17 protein-coding genes are annotated in these 17134 nt (G+C 35.6%); 11 read left to right on the top strand and 6 right to left on the bottom strand.

Translation table 11 applies throughout. The features are described from left to right. Positions 1 to 24 precede the first annotated feature (24 nt). The 6 genes from GYM75_RS11190 to pgi all read left to right on the top strand — a co-directional run bounded on the left by GYM75_RS11190 (position 25) and on the right by pgi (position 6683). Complete coding sequence (locus tag GYM75_RS11190) at positions 25 to 954, top strand: ABC transporter permease subunit (RefSeq protein WP_220216011.1); 930 nt, start codon at positions 25 to 27, stop codon at positions 952 to 954. Beyond that, a complete protein-coding gene (locus tag GYM75_RS11185) occupies positions 947 to 1807 on the top strand; it encodes an ABC transporter permease subunit (protein WP_220216010.1) in 861 nt (286 codons plus the stop codon). The genes GYM75_RS11190 and GYM75_RS11185 overlap by 8 nt, the downstream gene beginning before the upstream one ends. A gap of 2 nt (positions 1808 to 1809) precedes the next feature. Then, positions 1810 to 2799 carry a putrescine export ABC transporter ATP-binding protein SapD gene (gene sapD / locus GYM75_RS11180; RefSeq protein ID WP_220216009.1) on the top strand — a complete coding sequence of 330 codons (990 nt, stop codon included), beginning with the start codon at positions 1810 to 1812 and terminating at the stop codon, positions 2797 to 2799. Positions 2800 to 2823: 24 nt separating this feature from the next. Beyond that, positions 2824 to 3636, top strand: coding sequence for an ATP-binding cassette domain-containing protein (locus GYM75_RS11175; RefSeq protein ID WP_220216008.1), 813 nt, complete (start codon positions 2824 to 2826; stop codon positions 3634 to 3636). 221 nt (positions 3637 to 3857) lie between these two features. Then, entirely contained in the window at positions 3858 to 4790 is a 933-nt protein-coding gene (gene metA / locus GYM75_RS11170) for a homoserine O-succinyltransferase (RefSeq protein ID WP_220216007.1), read from the top strand. Positions 4791 to 5033: 243 nt separating this feature from the next. Further along, entirely contained in the window at positions 5034 to 6683 is a 1650-nt protein-coding gene (gene pgi, locus GYM75_RS11165) for a glucose-6-phosphate isomerase (RefSeq protein ID WP_220216006.1), read from the top strand. A gap of 69 nt (positions 6684 to 6752) precedes the next feature. Here the strand turns inward: pgi and crr are convergent, their stop codons facing one another. From crr to GYM75_RS11145, 4 genes are all read right to left on the bottom strand, one after another. Then, entirely contained in the window at positions 6753 to 7271 is a 519-nt protein-coding gene (gene crr / locus GYM75_RS11160; protein ID WP_220216005.1) for a PTS glucose transporter subunit IIA, read from the bottom strand. Between the two features lie 9 nt (positions 7272 to 7280). Then, positions 7281 to 9008 carry a phosphoenolpyruvate-protein phosphotransferase PtsI gene (gene ptsI / locus GYM75_RS11155; protein WP_220216004.1) on the bottom strand — a complete coding sequence of 576 codons (1728 nt, stop codon included), beginning with the start codon at positions 9006 to 9008 and terminating at the stop codon, positions 7281 to 7283. A gap of 55 nt (positions 9009 to 9063) precedes the next feature. Then, complete coding sequence (ptsH, locus tag GYM75_RS11150; RefSeq protein WP_065559773.1) at positions 9064 to 9321, bottom strand: phosphocarrier protein Hpr; 258 nt, start codon at positions 9319 to 9321, stop codon at positions 9064 to 9066. A 138-nt stretch (positions 9322 to 9459) separates the two neighbouring features. Continuing rightward, positions 9460 to 9804, bottom strand: a complete 345-nt coding sequence (locus GYM75_RS11145) for a hypothetical protein (RefSeq protein ID WP_220216003.1) — start codon at positions 9802 to 9804, stop codon at positions 9460 to 9462. Positions 9805 to 9927: 123 nt separating this feature from the next. Between GYM75_RS11145 and GYM75_RS11140 the strand changes: the two genes are divergently transcribed. Together GYM75_RS11140 and pepP are read left to right on the top strand one after the other, a co-directional pair. Further along, positions 9928 to 10470, top strand: coding sequence for a UPF0149 family protein (locus GYM75_RS11140; protein WP_220216002.1), 543 nt, complete (start codon positions 9928 to 9930; stop codon positions 10468 to 10470). A gap of 29 nt (positions 10471 to 10499) precedes the next feature. Then, on the top strand, positions 10500 to 11813 hold the full coding sequence (gene pepP, locus GYM75_RS11135) for a Xaa-Pro aminopeptidase (protein ID WP_220216001.1): 1314 nt from the start codon (positions 10500 to 10502) through the stop codon (positions 11811 to 11813). A gap of 102 nt (positions 11814 to 11915) precedes the next feature. Here pepP and GYM75_RS11130 read toward each other — a convergent pair whose 3' ends face one another. Beyond that, on the bottom strand, positions 11916 to 12731 hold the full coding sequence (locus GYM75_RS11130) for a TonB family protein (protein ID WP_220216000.1): 816 nt from the start codon (positions 12729 to 12731) through the stop codon (positions 11916 to 11918). Positions 12732 to 12886: 155 nt separating this feature from the next. On the opposite strand from GYM75_RS11130, the gene ispB reads away from it, so the two are divergent. After that, positions 12887 to 13873 (top strand): octaprenyl diphosphate synthase, encoded by a 987-nt coding sequence (gene ispB, locus GYM75_RS11125; protein WP_363317337.1) that lies wholly within the window; start codon positions 12887 to 12889, stop codon positions 13871 to 13873. A 168-nt stretch (positions 13874 to 14041) separates the two neighbouring features. Continuing rightward, positions 14042 to 14908 carry an EamA family transporter gene (locus GYM75_RS11120; RefSeq protein WP_220215998.1) on the top strand — a complete coding sequence of 289 codons (867 nt, stop codon included), beginning with the start codon at positions 14042 to 14044 and terminating at the stop codon, positions 14906 to 14908. Positions 14909 to 15018: 110 nt separating this feature from the next. Here the strand turns inward: GYM75_RS11120 and ffh are convergent, their stop codons facing one another. After that, positions 15019 to 16386, bottom strand: a complete 1368-nt coding sequence (gene ffh, locus GYM75_RS11115; RefSeq protein WP_220215997.1) for a signal recognition particle protein — start codon at positions 16384 to 16386, stop codon at positions 15019 to 15021. 186 nt (positions 16387 to 16572) lie between these two features. Here ffh and GYM75_RS11110 point away from each other — a divergent pair, with 186 nt between their 5' ends. Further along, on the top strand, positions 16573 to 16956 hold the full coding sequence (locus tag GYM75_RS11110) for a RidA family protein (RefSeq protein ID WP_220215996.1): 384 nt from the start codon (positions 16573 to 16575) through the stop codon (positions 16954 to 16956). The last annotated feature ends 178 nt before the right edge of the window (positions 16957 to 17134 follow it).

Genomic DNA, 17134 nt, shown 5'->3' with positions numbered 1-17134 from the left:
ACAAATAAAAGCGATAAGATAAACATGATTATTTATATTTTGAAAAAAATAGTCACTTTTGTATTAATTATCTGCATTTTGGCTCAGATCAGCTTTTGCCTTGTCTATTTTTCGCCCCATTCTATGTTTAATCATCTTCATATTGTTGATGCTTACAGTTCTTTCTTTAGGCAATTATTGCAAGGACAATTCACATTAACCTCAGGGGAAAAGGTCTCGTTTCTTTATACTTTATCCGCGACGATTGAACTGTGTATTCTAGCCTTAGCGGTAGCACTAATTGTTGGTTTACCATTAGGTATCTTTTTAGGGCTAAGTAATATTAATTGGTTAAATAGCACGATTCGGTTAGGGTGCTTATTACTATATTCATGTCCTATTGTGATGCTAATTGTGATTGTTATGTTTTGGGTCTCTCCAAATTGGTCTGTATCAATACATTTTGATACCTCTTCCTCCGCTATTGGTACATCGTTATTAGAGATTTTACTGTCTGACAAACAGAATAAAATAGATTTATTGATTGAGCAGTTTCAATATCTGAAACTTCCGATAATCATTCTTGCGATACAGCCTAGCATTATGACTATTCAGCTTATTAGCCAAAATGTCAAAAATACCTCACGCCAGAACTACATAAAAATGGCTGCAATTCGAGAAAGGTCACCTTTAAAAATTTTACGACGACATTTATTGCCCAATACCATTCCGGCAACTATTCCTCAATTGACTTATAATACGACTACATTGTTGTTTTCAACAATGATTGTCGGAATATTATTTAACCGTGTTGGATTAGGGCAATGGGTCATGGGTGCTTATCATCATCATAATTATTTTATTATTTCAATTGCTATTTTTGCTTGTGGAACGGTGATAAGCTTTTTAACACTATTGGGCGAAATTACCGCTGTGGCTATTTATCCATTACGTCATAAGGAACATCATGTCTAAGGTAACAAGGTTATTAAATAGTGTGGCATTATGTTTTAATAAGCTACATAGTAATCTTTATTCAATTGTTGGCTTTTATGGCATTATGGCAATTGTCTTTGTTGCTGTTTCAACAAAGTGGTTTTTTCATGCTCATTTAGATCCTATTTATGCAAGTTCCTTACCGCCAGCATGGTTTATGAATGGCGATATTAATCACATTTTAGGCACCAATGCTAAAGGACAAGATATTTTTGATTACTTATTAATTGGTTATCGCTCAACCTTATCGATGACACTAAAAGCGGTATTTTATGTTGTTGTGATTGCAGGATTAATTAATTATTTAATGTTCTTTATCCCATTTCTACGATCTTTTATTTTATTGATTTTCCGATTTTTTATGGTCGTACCACCTTTATTGGGGGTTATCGTTGTCAGTATGTTATTTGAAGATGATATAACCAATATGTTGTTAATCATTGGGTTATCTTATTCACCACGATTTATATACAATATCCATCAACGAGTGATTAAGGAGTGGAATAAAACTTATATCACGGCTTATCGGCTTGATGGTTTATCCAAAATAACGATTTTAAATCACTATATTTTGCCTAATATTCTGCCGGTCTATTTAACTGAAATTGTATCGTTATTTAGTTCAATTATCTTAGCCATTACCAGCATCACCTTTTTAGGATTTGCTAACGATACCTCCAGACCCGATTTAGGGATGATGATGTTTAAAATGAAAGACATTATTGGTACCAATTACTTGGCCTTTTTATCCCCCGGAATTGCGGTTTCAGCTACCATTATCTTTGTTTATTTATTAAACTTTGGATTAAATGGTCGACGAGCAGGGCATTAATCATGGCATTGTTAGATATTCGTAATTTAACGATTGAGTTTATTACTCCTGACGGTCTGTTACGTGCTATCGACCGGGTTAACCTTAGATTATCAGAAGGTGAAATTCGAGGATTAGTAGGCGAATCCGGTTCTGGTAAAAGCTTAATTGCCAAAGCGATTTTAGGAATCACCAATCACAATTGGAAAATTTCGGCAGATCGCTTTCATTTTAATAATATTGATTTATTAAAACTTACGCCTAAACAACGCCGTAAAGTTATTAGTGCGAATATTTCCATGATATTCCAAGAACCACAATCATGTTTAGATCCATCAATGAAAATTGGGCAACAACTGATCGATGCAATACCTAGACGCACCTTTAAAGGTCATTGGTGGCAACGGCTATTTTGGCGTAAAAATCGTGCGATTGAACTATTGCATCGGGTTGGAATCAAAGAGCATAAAGAAATATTAAAGTCTTATCCGTTTGAACTGACAGAAGGTGAATGTCAAAAAGTCATGATAGCCATTGCATTGGCCAATCAACCTAAATTACTCATTGCCGATGAGCCGACTAATGCCATGGAAGCCACGACAGAAGCCCAAATTTTTAGGCTACTGGCTAGCATGAATCAAAATATGGGCACCACGATTTTACTTATCAGCCATGATTTGCAAATGATTACAAGGTGGACAGATCGAATTAATGTATTGTATTGTGGACAGACGGTTGAAGTGGCGGATAGCGAAGATTTAATAAAATCGCCTTATCACCCTTATACACAGGCGCTCATTTACGCCATTCCAGATTTTGGTAAGGCAATGCCACATAAAAGCCCGTTAAATACTTTACCGGGTGTTATTCCGTCACTTGAACATTTACCTATTGGCTGTCGATTGGGCCCACGTTGTCCTTATGCACAAAAAAAATGTATTCAAGCACCCGAATTAATCCAAATTAAAGATCACTTTGTTGCTTGTCATTTTCCTTTAAATACTGATGAGTAAAATTATCAATACCAGGACTAAACCATGAACCCAATTTTAAAAGTGCGTAATTTGTCAAAGCAATTTAAAATTCCTAAAGGATTTTTGGGGCATCTATACATTGATGCTGTTAAACCAATATCTTTTTCGATCAATGAAGGAAAAACCTTGGCAATTATTGGTCAGAATGGATCGGGCAAATCAACATTAGCTAAAATGTTAGTTGGAATGGTCAAACCGGATAGTGGTGATATTTGGATTGATGGCACAAAAGTCGAATATGGCGATTATAGTTACCGTTGTCAACTTATTCGCATGATTTTTCAACATGTAGAAAGCTCTTTTGATCCAAGACTTCGCATTGGTCAATTGCTTGAAATTCCACTCAAACACAATACACATTACGATGCGTTTGAACGTGAAAAAATGATAAGCGACGTATTAAAGCAAGTTGGGTTACTGCCTGAACATGCTTCTTATTATCCAGCGGTGATGGCATCGGGGCAAAAACAACGGGTCGCCCTAGCGAGAGCATTAATTCTAAAACCTAAAGTTATTATTTTAGACGAAGCGTTAGCCGCATTAGATATCTCGATGCGTTCACAGATTGTTAATTTGATGTTGTCATTACAAGCCGAGCATAACATCTCTTATATTTATGTGACTCAAGATATAGGGATGATGAAGCATATTAGTGATCAAATCTTAGTGATGCACAAAGGCGAACTTGTTGAATACGGGAATACCGCCGAAGTGTTAGCCTCGCCACTTAGTGATATCACGCAAAAACTCGTTAATAGCTATTTTGGCGAAGCGTTAACCGCTGACTCATGGCGCACCGATACACGGGCTTTTTAACTCTTCCCTTACTGTTGTCAATTATCCAATCTAAAAAAGACCAATGCGAATTTAACGTTATTCGTATATAGTAGTATCATGATTTTCTTTGAGATATTGGATTTAGCTAATCAAAATAAAAACCTCGACAAATAATCTAAAACATCTTATATTTAGCTATACAGATTTCTAGACGTCTATTTTAAGTTTTAAAAGATTGTTGATTATTAGGAGTTTTTGCTATGCCTATTTGTATTCCTGATTCATTACCAGCCGTTGATGTACTTCGTAAAGAAAATATTTTTATCATGACATCTTCTCGTGCAAATACACAAGAAATTCGTCCGCTAAAACTGCTCTTTCTTAATCTTATGCCTAAAAAAATAGAGACAGAAAACCAATTTTTACGACTGCTTTCCAACTCCTCATTACAAGTCGATATTCAACTATTACGTATTGATCAGCGTGAATCGAAAAATACGCCAGTAGAACATTTAAATAGTTTCTATTGTGATTTTGACGATATACGTGAACAAAATTTTGATGGGCTTATTATCACTGGCGCACCGTTAGGAAAAGTGGCCTTTACGGATGTAGTCTATTGGTCAAAATTAGTTGAAATTATCACATGGGCAAAAGAACATGTCACCTCAACCATGTTTGTGTGTTGGGCAGTACAAGCCGCATTGAATGTATTATATGATTTACCAAAATTTACACGATCACATAAATTATCTGGGGTTTATCAGCATCAGATTTTACAACCTAATGCCATTTTAACCCGAGGATTCGATGACTCTTTTTTAGCACCGCATTCAAGGTATGCAGATTTTCCGATTGAAAAAATAAAAAATTATACCGATCTTTCAATACTGGCAGATTCTGATATTACCGGCCCTTATTTAATGGCAACAGCAGATAAACGGATGGCATTTGTTACCGGGCATCCTGAATATGACTCATTTACTTTAGCCAACGAATATTTTCGTGATCTTAAAGCTGGTATTCAGCCAACTATCCCAGAAAATTATTTTCCTCATAATAATCCAGATTTAACCCCTAAAGCCACATGGCGTAGTCACGCTTATTTATTGTTCAGCAATTGGCTTAACTATTATGTCTATCAATTAACACCATTTGATTTAACGACGCGTAATTTAACAATTGATGATTAAATAAAACAGAGAAACGATATTTCAATTATCAAAAAAATAGAAAATAGGCTAATGCTTATTATCAAAACTGAATTTTATATATGGTGTCTCCTTATTCACGCCTATAACACCACAGTTTATGAATTAGTAAGCTTATCTATACTACTTACTTTATTTAAGAAAAAGATAAAAGATCCTTATCTTGCATCATTTTAGGCATAGTTATATTATGGATAGAGTGCTTTATTATTTAAGGAATGAGTTATGTTAAAATCAATTGATCCAACTACCACTTCATCTTGGAAATCCCTTCAAGCAAGTTATCAAAAGCATCACAATAAGACCATTGCCCAGATTTTAAAAGAAGAGCCAAAACGAGTTGAAAAACTCAGTATTCCGTTTGAGGATGAGTTTTTGGTTGATCTTTCTAAAAATCGTATTACGCAAGAGACTTTAGCAATACTTCATAAGCTTGCTGATGAATGTGATCTTAAAGGTGCAATTTCAGCTATGTATAGCGGTGAAAAAATTAATCGCACCGAAAATCGTGCTGTTTTGCATGTTGCTTTACGAAATGTATCGAATACCCCTATTTATGTTGATGGCAAAAATGTGATGGATGATGTCAATGCGGTATTAGCAAAAATGGAATCATTCAGTAATAAAGTTATTAGCGGTGAGTGGAAAGGGTATACCGGTAAAGCAATAAGTGATGTGGTAAATATCGGAATTGGAGGTTCAGATCTTGGACCTGTCATGATTACCGAAGCGTTGCGTCCTTATAAAAATCATTTAAACATGCATTTTGTTTCAAATGTTGACGGTACTCATATTGTTGAAGCATTAAAAGGCTTAAATCCTGAAACAACCCTGTTTTTAGTAGCATCAAAAACGTTTACCACACAAGAAACCATGACTAATGCACAAACGGCTCGTTCTTGGTTACTTGATGCGGCTAAAGATGATAAAGCTGTTGCTTTGCATTTTGTTGCGTTATCCACTAATGCCAAAGAAGTTGAAAAATTTGGTATTGATACAGCGAATATGTTTGAATTTTGGGATTGGGTAGGTGGTCGTTACTCTTCTTGGTCTGCGATAGGTTTATCGATCGTTTTATCTATTGGATTTGATAATTTTAAACAATTTTTGGCTGGTGGCCATGCAATGGATAAACACTTCCAAAATACACCAATTGATAAAAATATTCCTGCATTATTAGCCTTAATTGGGATTTGGTATAATAATTTTTATGGTGCTGAGACAGAAGCCATTTTACCTTATGACCAGTATATGCATCGATTTGCTGCCTATTTTCAACAAGGCAATATGGAATCAAACGGTAAGAGTGTCGATCGTAATGGTCATAAAACAACTTATACTACTGGCCCAATCATTTGGGGTGAACCGGGTACCAATGGTCAACATGCATTTTATCAATTAATTCATCAAGGTACTAAACTTATTCCGTGTGATTTTATTGCGCCAGCAATTAGCCATAATCCAGTTGGTGATCATCATCCTAAATTATTATCTAACTTTTTTGCTCAAACTGAGGCATTAGCATTTGGTAAAACTAAAGAACAAGTTGAACAAGAATTTATGGCTGCTGGAAAAACGCTTGATGAAGTTAAAGCAATTGTTCCGTTTAAAGTGTTTGAAGGAAATAAACCGACCAATTCAATTTTAGTTAAGAAAATTACCCCGTATAGCTTGGGTGCATTAGTTGCGATGTATGAGCATAAAATCTTTACTCAAGGTATTATTCTGAATATATTCAGTTTTGACCAATGGGGTGTTGAGTTAGGTAAGCAATTAGCGGGTCGAATTCTACCTGAATTAGCGAGTGATACGCCAGTAACTTCACATGATGATTCTACAAATAATTTGATTAATCAATATAAAAAGTGGCGTTAGTAGATTAAACTAGACAGTTAATGAATTGAGCAGAAAAACCTTCAGTAAAACTGAAGGTTTTTTTTATGATTATTTTTTCACGCGCATAACAGGTGTTTTACCTGCTTCTACGGTACCAGATAGTTTTGTCAGCTCGACAATACTATCCATATTAGAAATGACAACAGGTGTTAACACTGATTTTGCTTTACTTTCAAGTAGTGGTAAATCAAATTCAATAATAGTATCACCAACTTTTACTTGTTGACCTTCTTCAGCAATACGGGTAAAACCTTCGCCTTTTAATTCAACAGTGTCAATTCCAAAGTGTACAAATAGCTCAATACCATCATCTGATTCAATAGCAAATGCATGATTAGTTTCAAAAATTTTGCCAATTCTACCGTTTAATGGCGCAACAATTTTATTACCAGCAGGTTTAATTGCAATACCATCACCAACGACTTTCTCTGCAAAAACGACATCTGGCACATCTTCGATTTTAACGATTTCGCCACTCAGAGGTGCAATAATTTCGATGCTATCATGGCTATCATCAGATTTGATGAATTGCTTCATGAATTGCTTCAATTTATCGAATAACCCCATTATTTTCTCCTAACAAATTTGCTTTTCAGCGTTATATTTTTCGATTAAATCCATAATTTCTTTAGAAGTTGCTTTTTCAAGCGCACTGTCGGCAAGTTTTTTCGCTTCTTCAAAATGTGTATTACGAATTAATTTTTTGATTTTAGGAATTGATACCGCACTCATGCTGAATTCATCAAGTCCCATACCTAGTAATAAAATCGTTGCTCGTTCATCACCAGCAAGCTCACCACACATTCCTGTCCATTTCCCTTCTTTGTGAGAAGCATCAATGACTTTCTTAATGAGTGTTAAAACAGATGGTGAAAGTGGGTTATAAAGATGAGAAATTAATTCGTTACCACGATCAACCGCTAATGTGTATTGTGTTAGATCGTTGGTTCCAATACTAAAGAAATCAACTTCTTTCGCTAAATGATGAGCAATGACGGCAGCAGCAGGCGTTTCAATCATTACACCAACTTCGATGTTTTTATCAAACGCTTTACCTTCGGCAGTAAGCTGTTCTTTAAGAATATTAATTTCAGATTTTAAGATACGGATTTCTTCAACCGATATGATCATCGGGAACATGATACGTAATTTACCAAATGCTGATGCGCGTAATATTGCGCGTAATTGTGCATGGAGTATTTCTTTGCGATCTAAACAGATACGAATTGCACGCCAACCTAAGAATGGGTTTTCTTCTTTCGGTAAATGCATGTAAGGTACATCTTTATCGCCGCCAATATCCATTGTTCTGACAATAACAGATAAACCATTCGTTGATTCGGCTACCTCTTTGTAAGCTTTGAATTGTTCATCTTCGTTAGGATAGGCATCACGATCCATAAATAAAAATTCAGTACGATAAAGACCGACACCTTCATAACCGTTGCGATCCGCACCAGCGATATCACGTACCGTACCAATATTTGCACAAATTTCAACTTGGTGACCATCAAGCGTGACGGCTGGTAAGTCTTTTAATTTTGCCAACTCTTCTTTATCGGCAATATATTTAGCTTGAACCTGTTTGAGTTTCTCTTGAGTAGCGTGATCTGGATTGATATAAATGGCATTATTTATGGCATCTAAAATAACAAAATCACCTTGTTTTATTGCTTGCGTTGCGTTTGATGTACCAACAATAGCTGGAATTTCTAGTGAACGAGCCATAATTGAGGTGTGAGATGTACGACCACCAGCATCTGTGATAAAACCTAATACCATATCTAGATTTAATTGTGCTGTTTCAGATGGAGTAAGATCTGTTGCAACTAAAATACAAGGTTGGTTAATTGCACTTAAATCAACGATTTCAATCCCTAAAATATTTTTAAGTAAACGTTTGCCAATATCACGAATATCAGCAGCACGCTCTTTTAAGTATTCATCGTCTAAGTTTTCAAGTTCTTTAGCTTGAGTTTCAAATACTGATTGGACAGCGGCATCAGCGGTTGAATGCTTGCTTTGTATACGAGAGATAACTTCTTGTTCTAAATCCTCATCTTCTAAAAGCATGATATGCCCTTCAAAGATAGCAGCTTTATCTTCGCCTAATGTGGATTTTGCTCGTTCCATTATCGCATTTAATTGCTCGCTGGATTTTTGACGAGCGTCCTTAAAACGTGCAATTTCAGCATCAATTTTGTTATCAAGAATTGGTCTACTGTTAACAACAATAGGTTCTTCTTTTAATAATAGCGCTTTTGCAAAAGCGATACCGGGGGAAACAAGTATACCTGATACCATAACATTTAATCCTTATTCAATTTTAAATCTGTTCTTTATCGCATTTTGAATCTAATTATTCCAACTCAGGGATTAATTTAACCAAATGATTTACTGCTTCTTTTTCATCTTCGCCTTCAGCTGAAATGGTAATGGTAGTACCTTGTGTTAGACCAAGTGTTTGTAATTTGAATAGACTTTTAGCACTAGCACTTTTTCCGTTAGAAGTTACAGTAATTTCAGCATTAAAATTTTTAGCTTCTTTTACAAATTGTGCGGCAGGGCGGGTATGGAGACCATTCGGTGCGGTAATGGTTACATCTTGTTTATACATAATAATTCTACTCCTAAAAAAATTTTCATTTACGCGACCAATATAAATAAAAACCGCCTGAATGGCTAGTAACATTTAATCGATCTTTGGAATTAGTTAAACTTTTTATATATCAATATATAGTTATGTCCATATTTATTAATAACGATAAATTCGAGTGATTCTATCACTACATTTTTTAAACTCTACTTCTCCATGTATACCACGCTTTATGTTTTCAAAGACAATTTCTTCGCTGCCATCAAGTTGTGATTTTTGTATTTCTTCACTACAAAATGTTTCAAATTGTTGAAGTTCGTGTTCACCATTACCTAGTTTATAGTAATGCGGCAAGTCTTGGCTTGTTACAAAAGTTTGGTTTTTATTTTGTACATCGAGAATAATGATACCTTTGTTAGAGAACCATGAACTACAAGCAGTTAATGATACAACAAAAGCTAAAATGAGAAGGGAAAATTTCACCACAAATCTTACAATATTCAAAATAATTCCTTTATAAAGCCCAGTAACCTGTTTATTATTTATAGCTAGCTGTGGATTATATACTAATAATTAATGAAAGTGCAGAGTGCTTTTTATTGATATGACAAAATCAGGGTGACATTAATGACCAAAACTGTAAATTATGATGAACTTAATCATGAATTAAACTTAAATAAAATGGGTATTACAGCTGCTGAATTACATGGTTTTATTTCGGGTATTTTAGCCGGAGGCAATCATGATGAAAGTTGGCGCCCTTTAGTTGAAGATATGCTCAATAATGGGCAAAAAATCCCAGAATCTCTAAATAAGAAAATGGTTGAGCTTTATTGTATTACCAAGCAACAATTTTTGGATGATGATTTTGAATTCCAATTGTTACTTAACGAACATGATCTTTTTTCTCAAATTGATGATTTAGTCGGTTGGGTTAACCATTTTTTATTAGGTATTGGATTGGTTCAACCAAAATTAAATCATATTAAAGGCGATGTGGGTGAAGCAATTTATGATTTGAGACAAATTGCGAAGCTAGGCTACGATGAAAACGAAGATGAGCAAGAGTTAGGATTCGCATTTGAAGAAATTAAAGAGTATGTTCGCATGACTTCGATTCTCTGTTTTGATGAATTTAATGAGGCTGATATCGCACCAACCATTCATTAATATTAACTTGTTTTTAAAAGGTTATCACTATGCTAAATATCGATACCAAAAAAGAGCTTTTTTCTCGTCGAGAAAAGCTTCTTTCGCAGATGCAACCTAACAGCGTCGCACTTTTTTTTGCCTCACCCGAAGTCGTCAGAAGCAATGACACGCATTATCCTTATCGGCAAAATAGTGATTTTTGGTATTTTACCTGTTTTGATGAACCCGAAGCCGTATTAGTGATGATTAAACAACAAGATAATCATGTTCGATATGTGCTGTTTAATCGTAAAAAAGATCCTCTGGCTGAAACATGGACAGGCTATCGTTTAGGGCAGCAAGCTGCGTTAGAAACCCTTGGCGTTGATGAAGCGCATCCTTTTGATAAAATTGATACTATTTTGCCTGAGTTGTTGAATGGTAAGCAGGCAATTTATCATGCTGATCTGCAATATGATTATGCTGACACGATTGTTAAAAAAGCCCTTACGATTTTAAAACAAGGTGCAAGATTTAAACTTTCAGCACCCAGTAGTGTGATTGATTGGCGTCCTATTGTGCATGAAATGCGGATGTTTAAATCTAATTTTGAAATAGACATTTTACGTCATGCGTGCAAAATTAGTGCCCAAGCCCATTGTCGAGCCATGCGTAGCTGTAAACCTTCGATGTATGAATATCAGTTAGAGGCAGAAATTTTACATGAATTTGCCTGGCAGGGTGCTCGTTCTCCTTCCTATAATACGATTGTAGGAGCCGGTAACAATGGTTGTATATTACATTATGAAAATAACAGTGCGCTTTTAAAAGACGGTGATTTGGTGTTAATCGATGCTGGCTGCGAATATCAATATTATGCAGGGGATATAACAAGGACTTTTCCTATCAATGGTCAATTTAGCCAAGCACAGCGCGATATTTATAACATTGTTTTAGCTGCTCAATATCAAGCAATTGATCTGTTAAAACCTGGAACATCGATTATGGAAGTAAATGATCATGTTGTGAAAACTATGGTGACGGGCTTAGTTAAATTAAGCATTATGCAAGGGGATGTCGATTCGCTCATTGCTGATAAAGCTTATACCGCATTTTATATGCATGGTTTAGGGCATTGGCTCGGTATTGATGTACATGATGTGGGGAGTGGTAGGGATCGTATTTTAGAGCCGGGTATGGTATTGACTGTTGAGCCAGGGCTTTACATCAATCAAGATGCTGATGTGCCTGAGTGTTATAAAGGTATTGGTATTCGTATTGAAGATAATATTTTAATCACAGCATCGGGTAATGAAGTATTGACCAGTGATGTGCCTAAAGAACCAGAGCAAATTGAAAAATTAATGTTACTGACTCGTTAATCTTTTCGATAAGGCAATAATCTTCTTATTGAGATTATTGCTTTTATTGTTATTATGGATAAAGCAATATTGTTCTAATGTGTTGAGAAATTATTAGGATAATTAATTATCTAAACTTATTGATTTATCACGATTAAAAATTATTTTTATTTTTAAATCTTTTGCTATTTTACGTTCATATTTCCATGTTTTCATCGCTGTGATAACTGAACGATTAAAAATATTGTTCGGTTTAGTTTCAATAATGCGAATATTCTCGACACGTCCATTACTGTTGATATCAAAAAGTGCAACGACATGACCTTCTAAGCGCATATCAAGCGCTCGACGAGGGTATTCAGGTTGATTACGACTAATTGGCGAGGGATTACCCGAATGTTGACGGCTATCAGAAATGGAAGATGCGACGGCTGTTTTGGCAAAGTTATCCGTGATCACTTCTTGTCTGACTTGCTGACGTGACTCTTTTTGAATTGGTTTTTGCTTCGTTTTAGGTTTGGGTTTCGGCTTTGGTTTCTGTTTTTGCTCTATGACAAGTTTATTTTCAGGAATGATCTCTGGTTTTTTTTCAGGAATGATTTGGGTTTCAGTAACAGGCTCAACTATTGGTTCATCTATTGGATTATTTTCAATAATATCACTTTCTTTAACACCTTTGATATCAGGCGCATTTTCAACTAATGATTGTTCAGGCGCTGCTATTTGTGTTACATCAATCATGATTGCCTTAATTGAGTTATCACCTTCGTTAACGACAACATTTTTAGCCAAGATCATTGGACTGAAAAGTAAAGCCAATAAAAATAGGTGTGATATGATCGAAAGTGAAGTTGAAATATAATCACTCTCTTGTTTGATAAGTATTGGCGATTGAGGTTCTTTTTCGTTACTAATGTCTATATCAAAATTGATTTTCATAACAATTATCATTTTTAACTTAAGGTGAATATTCTAAATGAAAATGCTTATCATTTGTAGTTTTTTTTGAAATAAGCTAATTCAATATCTTGTTGCATGGCAATATTTATCAGATAATAGCAGGCAACTATCTGTTATTTTTAGTGGTTTGGATGATGAAAAATCCTTCAATGAGTCAAATTCTTAATCTTGTAAAAGATGACTTAGTTAAAGTCAATGAGGCAATTCAGGCGGAGCTTAGCTCGGATGTTGTGCTAATTAATCAATTAGGTAATTATATTATTAGTAGTGGCGGTAAGCGAATTCGTCCTATTATTGCATTGCTAGTTGCCAAAGCCCTTAATTATCAAGGTGATAAGCACATCATTGCTGCTGCGTTTATTGAATTTATTCATACAGCTACATTATTACATGACGATGTTGTTGATGAATCTGATCTCAGGCGTGGTAAATCAACGGCTAATGCATTATTTGGTAATGCGGCAAGTGTTTTAGTTGGCGATTATATTTATACGCGTTCTTTTCAAATGATGGTACGGACTGAATCTTTCAAAGTTTTAACTATTATGTCGGCAGCAACAAATGTGATTGCTGAAGGTGAAGTGCAACAATTAATCAATTGTAATGATCCCGATATTACTAATGAACAGTATTTAGAAGTCATTTATCGTAAAACCGCTCGTTTATTTGAAGCAACTTCGCATTCGGCAGCGGTGTTAGCCGGCGCCAATGCAGAGCAAGAATTTGCCTTACAAGAATATGGAAAATATTTAGGTACGGCCTTCCAAATTATTGATGATTTATTAGATTATAGTGCTGATAGTAACCAAACCTTAGGTAAGAATTTGGGTGATGATCTTAATGAAGGCAAACCAACTTTACCTTTATTACATGCGATGCGTCATTGTCAAAATGCTGAGGAAGCTAAGTTGATTCGTCAAGCTATCGAGCAAGGGAATGGGCGACATTTGTTAGATCGTATTTTGCAGATCATGAATGAGTGTGGTTCACTTGAATATACTTTACAAATAGCACAGCAAGAAGCCCAAAAGGCTTTTGATGTGATTGCTATCCTGCCGGACTCTCCCTATAAAAAAGCATTGCAAGATCTCGCATTGCTCTCAGTAAAAAGAGAAAATTGACAGGAGTTAAATCAAAGTATGGATTGAAAACATTCCTACTCGTACTTATATGGACATTTTATATTAAATCATCATTAGCAATGATCAAAAATTGATTTCTTTATATTTCATCGTATGTTGTGAAATGACGAGCAATTTTTTCTGATTATATTAACAAGGTAATTAGGCATGTTTAAACGATCTTGGCCGGTCTTTATTATTTTTATTTCTATGATTTCGTTACAATCAAGTGCATCTATGGCCAAATATCTTTTTCCGGTATTAGGCCCTGAAGGGATGACCGCTTGGCGATTAACTTTTTCATCCTTGATGCTTATCATTATTTTCAAACCATGGCGTAAACCCATTACTAAACAAGCTTTTAAGTATGTGTTTTTATATGGCGTAGCTACCGGTTGCATGAATTTGGCTTTTTATAGTGCCATCGCCAGAATCCCGCTTGGTATTACTGTGGCGATAGAACTTACTGGGCCGATAGTTGTCGCAATGTGTTATTCGCGTCGGTTAGTTGATTTTATTTGGTTAGGCGTTGCGGTTATCGGGCTTGCGATACTTTTACCGATTCATCAAGCTTCTGGTGATTTAGATCCCGTTGGCATTTTGATGGCTTTATTAGCCGGTTCAGGTTGGGCATGTTATATTGTCTTTGGGCGTAAAGCAGGGGCATTATATGGTTCATCAAGTGTTGCGATAGGGTCTTTAATAGCATCTTTATTTGTATTTCCTATTGGTGTGTGGGATAGTGGGAGTGCTATGTTTTCTTTGGAACTTCTTCCTTTAGTGTTTGTGGTTTCATTATTGGCGTCGGCCATTCCTTATGGATTAGATATGATAGCGTTACCAAGATTACCCGCTCAAACATTTAGTACTTTAATGAGTTTGTCGCCGGTTTTTGCTGCATTGTCTGGCTTCATAGTTTTACAAGAGCAATTAACACGTTATCAATGGTTGGCGATTACATTTATTATTGTTTCATCAATCGGTACGGTATTGACAATGAGCCGACCAACTAAAATAAAATCGGTTAACCCATAACTTGCTTGACTGTATTACGCAAATAAATGTAATACTTATATAAATGTCGCTTGTTATGCATTGTTCAAAGTATAACAATAATGCATAACAAGCTGATTGATTGTATCTTATTAACGATGAGGGAAGCCCATACCGCCACCCATTAGTCCTTTCATTTGGCGCATCATTTTCATCATGCCACCGCCTTTCATTTTTTTCATCATTTTTTGCATATCTTCAAACTGTTTAAGTAGTTTGTTGACGTCTTGTACTTGAGTACCTGAACCATTCGCAATTCGACGTTTTCGAGATCCTTTGATGATTTCAGGATTGGCTCTTTCTTTTAACGTCATTGAACTTATAATCGCTTCCATTTTAACGGTGATTTTATCATCCATTTGTGCTTTAATGTGTTCAGGTAGTTGCCCTGCACCGGGTAGTTTTGCCAACATTGCTCCCATCCCACCCATATTTCGCATCTGTTGAAGTTGATCTTGGAAATCATTAAAATCGAACTTGTCACCTTTTTTTAACTTTTTGGCAATTTTTTCTGCTTTTTCACGATCAACATTTTGTTGCAACTCTTCGATTAAGGAAATGACATCTCCCATACCTAATATTCGTGAAGCAATACGATCTGGGAAGAATGGCTCTAAAGCATCTGTTTTTTCTCCCATTCCTAAGAATTTAATAGGCTTGCCAGTAATATGACGAATCGATAACGCCGCACCACCACGGGCATCACCATCAACTTTGGTTAAAATCACACCGGTAAGTGGCAAGGCATCATTGAAGGCTTTTGCAGTATTGGCGGCATCTTGCCCTGTCATTGCATCAACAACAAATAACGTTTCGATTGGGTTGATAGCCTGATGCAGTTCTTTGATTTCATCCATCATGTTGCTATCAATATGTAAGCGTCCCGCTGTATCGACAATTAACACATCGAAGAACTGAAGTTTGGCATGAGAAATGGCTTTATTAACAATATTCACTGGTTTTTCGTGAATATCCGATGGGAAAAATTCCACATCAATGGCTTTTGCAAGCGTTTCTAATTGTTTAATTGCAGCCGGACGATAGACGTCAGCAGACACAACCAGCACTTTCTTTTTTTGCTTTTCTTTTAAAAATTTAGCTAATTTAGCGACGCTGGTGGTTTTACCTGCCCCTTGCAAACCAGCCATCAAAATAACAGCGGGGGGCTGTGTTGCCAGATTGAGGGTGCTATTAACTTCACCCATAGCTGATGTGAGTTCAGCCTGCACTATTTTGATAAATTCTTGACCTGGTGTTAAGCTTTTAGAAACGTCCAGACCAACGGCTTTCTCTTTTACTTGATTAATAAATTCACGTACAACAGGAAGTGCTACGTCGGCTTCAAGTAAAGCCATACGTACATCACGTAGTGCTTCTTTAATATTATCTTCAGACAGTCGCCCTCGACCACTGATATTACGAAATGTCTGCGATAAACGGTCGGTTAAATTCTCAAACATATTAACTCTCAATAAACAAAAAAATTGTGATTATCATAACAGAAAATCTTAAGAAGTCCCATGATCATAATTTTGTTCTTACTTGACACCAAATAGTGTTCCTGTTCAAATGTTGAAAATTAACTTTGCATAATATTCCCCCTTATTATTTTTTAGCTAGGGAAGATGAATACAGGAGATATTGAGATGAAAAAAATCATTAATACAGAGAACGCACCCGCTGCAATAGGCCCTTATGTACAAGGCGTTGATTTGGGTAATATGTTATTTGCATCAGGACAAATACCGTTAGATCCGGTTACTGGTAAAATGTCAGATTGTGTCAAAGAACAAGCTAAACAAAGTTTAGCAAATGTAAAAGCTATTATCACGGCAGCGGGTTATCAAGTTAGTGATATCGTTAAAACCACCATTTTTTTAGCTGATATGAATGATTTTGCGGCCGTTAATGCAATTTATGAAGCCTTTTTTACAGAACATCATGCTGGGTTTCCTGCTCGTTCTTGCGTACAAGTCGCCAGAATCCCCAAAGATGCTAAGGTTGAAATTGAAGTCATTGCTGTAAAGTAAACGCAATATTTAACAATGATTTACTTTAAAAGTTTAAAGTTTTAAGCTCAATAGATCCTTTACCATTAAAGATTTTAGACTTATGCCTATTGCATCAAATTGAATTAGTGTAGTCACTTGGTGACTACTTTTTAATTGCATCAAATTTTGCCCTACATTTCTGCTTTTTTAGATAATC

It is taken from the genome of Gilliamella sp. ESL0441 (assembly GCF_019469185.1).
GTDB lineage: Bacteria > Pseudomonadota > Gammaproteobacteria > Enterobacterales > Orbaceae > Gilliamella.
The sequence above is the reverse complement of the archived record's forward strand: the minus strand, read 5'-3'. Positions and strand labels throughout refer to the sequence as shown.